The sequence below is a fragment of the Ruixingdingia sedimenti genome, from assembly GCF_031432425.1.
GTDB lineage: Bacteria > Pseudomonadota > Alphaproteobacteria > Rhodobacterales > Rhodobacteraceae > Ruixingdingia > Ruixingdingia sedimenti.
On sequence record NZ_JAVKPH010000030.1, the window covers coordinates 37,037 to 39,868 of the forward strand.

General features: G+C 63.9%; 2 protein-coding genes. Both read left to right on the plus strand.

Going from position 1 to position 2,832, the window contains the following annotated elements:
- Positions 1-74 precede the first annotated feature (74 nt).
- On the plus strand, positions 75-545 hold the full coding sequence (gene rpsG, locus RGD00_RS18790; protein ID WP_310458814.1) for a 30S ribosomal protein S7: 471 nt from the start codon (positions 75-77) through the stop codon (positions 543-545).
- Positions 546-554: 9 nt separating this feature from the next.
- Positions 555-2,672 (plus strand): elongation factor G, encoded by a 2,118-nt coding sequence (gene fusA, locus RGD00_RS18795; RefSeq protein WP_310458815.1) that lies wholly within the window; start codon positions 555-557, stop codon positions 2,670-2,672.
- Positions 2,673-2,832: the final 160 nt, after the last annotated feature.

The window sequence follows — 2,832 nt, forward strand, 5'->3', positions numbered from 1 at the left end:
ACCCAGGGCGTCAAAGATCGTCGTCAGCGCCGCTCGAAATACGGCGCGAAGCGTCCGAAGTGAGGAACTGAGATATGTCGCGTCGTCACGCTGCCGAAAAGCGCGAAGTCCTGCCCGATGCCAAGTACGGCGACCGGGTTCTGACGAAGTTCATGAACAACCTGATGGTCGACGGCAAGAAATCGACTGCCGAGCGGATCGTCTATGACGCGCTCGACCGGGTGCAGGGCCGCCTCAAGCGCGACCCGATCCAGGCCTTCCACGAGGCGCTGGACAACGTGAAGCCGGCCGTCGAGGTCCGCAGCCGCCGCGTGGGCGGTGCGACCTACCAGGTTCCCGTCGAGGTGCGCCCGGTCCGCCGCGAGGCGCTGGCGATCCGCTGGCTGATCACGGCCGCGCGCAAGCGCAACGAGAACACCATGGAAGAGCGCCTGGCCGCCGAACTGTCGGATGCCTGCAACAACCGCGGCACCGCGGTGAAGAAGCGCGAAGACACCCACAAGATGGCCGACGCCAACAAGGCGTTCAGCCATTACCGCTGGTAAGAGGACAAGATGGCACGCGAATATCCGCTGAACCTCTACCGCAACTTCGGGATCATGGCCCATATCGACGCGGGTAAAACCACGACGACCGAGCGGATTCTGTTCTACACCGGCAAGTCCCACAAGATGGGCGAGACGCATGACGGCACCGCCATCATGGACTCGATGGCCCAGGAACAGGAACGCGGGATCACCATCTCGTCCGCCGCCACCACGACCTTCTGGGAAAAGACCTACGACGGCAAGAACCCGATCTCGCCGAAGCACCGGTTCAACATCATCGACACCCCCGGCCACGTGGACTTCACCATCGAGGTGGAACGTTCGCTGGCGGTGCTCGACGGTGCGGTCTGTCTGCTGGACGGCAACGCCGGGGTCGAACCGCAGACGGAAACCGTCTGGCGGCAGGCCGACCGGTACAAGGTGCCGCGCATCGTGTTCGTCAACAAGATGGACAAGGTCGGCGCCGACTTCCAGAAATGCCTCAACATGATCAAGGACCGCACCGGGGCCACCCCGGCGCCGATCGCCTTCCCGATCGGGGCCGAGGACAAGCTCGAGGGCATCGTCGATCTGGTGACGATGGAAGAGTGGGTCTGGAAGGGCGAGGATGCCGGCGCCACCTGGGCGCATATGCCCATCCGCGCCGAATTGCAGGACGAGGCCGCCCGCCGCCGCGCCGAGCTGATCGAGCTTGCCGTCGAGCAGGACGACGCCGCGATGGAGGCCTATCTGGAGGGCAACGAGCCCGACCAGGACACGCTGCGCGCGCTGATCCGCAAGGGCACGCTGGCGATGGCCTTCGTGCCGGTGACGGCCGGTTCCGCGTTCAAGCACAAGGGCGTGCAGCCGCTGCTGAACGCGGTGGTGGACTATCTGCCCTCGCCGCTCGACATTCCGCCCTACCTCGGCTTCGCCCCGGGCGACGAGACGGAAACCCGCAACATCGAGCGCAAGCCTGATGACGCGGATCCCTTCTCGGCGCTGGCGTTCAAGATCCTCAACGACCCCTTCGTCGGCTCGCTGACCTTCACCCGGATCTATTCCGGCGTGATGAAGAAGGGCGATTCGATGCTGAACTCGACCAAGGGCAAGCGCGAACGCGTCGGCCGGATGATGATGATGCATTCGAACGAGCGCGAGGAGATCGACGAGGCGTTCGCCGGCGACATCATCGCGCTGGCCGGTCTGAAGGAAACCACCACGGGCGACACCCTGTGCGACCCGTCCAAGCCGGTCGTGCTGGAAACGATGACCTTCCCCGAGCCGGTGATCGAGATCGCGGTGGAGCCGAAGTCGAAGGCCGACCAGGAAAAGATGGGCATCGCGCTGGCGCGTCTGGCGGCCGAGGATCCGTCCTTCCGGGTGGAAACCGATTTCGAATCGGGCCAGACGATCATGAAGGGCATGGGCGAACTTCACCTCGACATCCTCGTCGACCGCATGCGGCGCGAGTTCAAGGTCGAGGCGAACATCGGCGCCCCGCAGGTGGCCTATCGCGAGACGATCAGCCGCGAGGCGGAAATCGACTACACGCACAAGAAACAGACCGGCGGTACCGGCCAGTTCGCGCGCGTGAAGCTGGTGATCACCCCCACCGAACCCGGCGAGGGCTACAGCTTCGAGTCGAAGATCGTCGGCGGCGCGGTTCCGAAGGAATACGTCCCGGGCGTGGAAAAGGGCATCAAGTCGGTGATGGACTCCGGTCCGCTCGCGGGCTTCCCGGTGATCGACTTCAAGGTCGCGCTGATCGACGGCGCGTTCCACGACGTCGACTCCTCGGTGCTGGCGTTCGAGATCGCGGCCCGGGCGGCGATGCGCGAGGGCCTCAAGAAGGCCGGCGCCAAGCTGCTGGAACCGATCATGAAGGTCGAGGTGGTGACGCCCGAGGAATACACGGGCTCGATCATCGGTGATCTCACCAGCCGTCGCGGCATGGTGCAGGGTCAGGACAGCCGCGGCAACGCCAACGTCATCACGTCGATGGTCCCGCTGGCGAACATGTTCGGCTACATCAACAACCTGCGTTCGATGTCGTCGGGCCGTGCCGTCTTCACCATGATCTTCGATCACTACGACGCCGTGCCGCAGAACATCTCTGACGAGATCCAGAAGAAATACGCGTGATTTTTCGGTGCGCCGTGAGGCGCACCCTACCCAACCGTAGGGGCGCAGATCCTGCGCACCGCACCGAGACAAGGAGATGCCATCATGGCAAAGGCAAAGTTTGAACGTACGAAACCGCACGTGAACATTGGTACGATTGGTCACGTTGACCACGGGAAGA